Origin of the sequence: Enterorhabdus sp. P55 (genome assembly GCF_009911695.1) — a bacterium.
GTDB lineage: Bacteria > Actinomycetota > Coriobacteriia > Coriobacteriales > Eggerthellaceae > Enterorhabdus.
The window spans coordinates 1-751 of sequence record NZ_QWKK01000267.1; the positions used below are offsets into that span (position 1 = coordinate 1).

Here is a 751-nt window from a genome sequence, read left to right on the forward strand (position 1 = left end):
TCGGTAGAGAACTTATTTATCAACAGCTTAGCTGTCCAAAAGAAAGAGAGAACAAAATGAAAGTTAAATCACTTACAGACGTAGTCCTTGTTGCCGTTATTGCTATTAGCATGTTAAGATGTATCGCAGACAACACCCACAACGGCAACATACTCTTAGCGCTTGCCTACCTTGTAGGATTGCTTGTATTGTTGGCAGGCTTTTTAATTGCAACATACGGCAAAAGGGCTTTTGCTGAAAAATTGGCAGGGATTAACGAGCTGTGGCTCTATATGGTAATGGCTGTGATTATACCAAGCGACATCGCTTTTTGGGTAATTCTTATTATGCTTAACTTAACATTGTCAACTGTGCCTAAACTATTAATTAACAAATTTAAATAATAACAAAATCAGCGGATTTCTATTGCATATCCGCTAGGAGAGAATAAAACAACGCATAAGAGGGGAATTGAAAATGGAACTCTACGTACAACTAAAAGATAACGCAATCACAAACGTCATAGACGACACATACGCTGAAAACATTAGTAGCGATTACACCGACTTTGGCGACATGGTGTATCTTGACTTGAACTTTACGTTTGAGCAGGGCAAGGACTTTTGGATGCGCGACAACGACGGGCCAACCGCATTTCAAGTGTCTGCTTGGATTATTAATCACCTTAACCAACTTAAAGAAATGACTCGTGAGCAGTTTATCAATGTCATGGAAGCAAAGCTTAAATCGGGGGACTGGGAATAATAAATAA

Annotated in this window: 2 protein-coding genes; both read left to right on the forward strand. The window is 39.1% G+C overall.

The window, feature by feature from the left end; genetic code table 11:
* Positions 1-383, forward strand: a 383-nt coding sequence (locus tag D1643_RS11195; protein ID WP_236643579.1) for a hypothetical protein, incomplete at its 5' end; no start/stop codon positions are given.
* Between the two features lie 73 nt (positions 384-456).
* Positions 457-744, forward strand: coding sequence for a hypothetical protein (locus tag D1643_RS11200; protein ID WP_160710665.1), 288 nt, complete (start codon positions 457-459; stop codon positions 742-744).
* Positions 745-751: the final 7 nt, after the last annotated feature.

Excerpts from the sequence above, each read along its gene's own strand:
- D1643_RS11200 (WP_160710665.1), top strand. The coding sequence starts at position 457 with ATGGAACTCTACGTACAACTAAAAGATAACGCAATCACAAACGTCATA.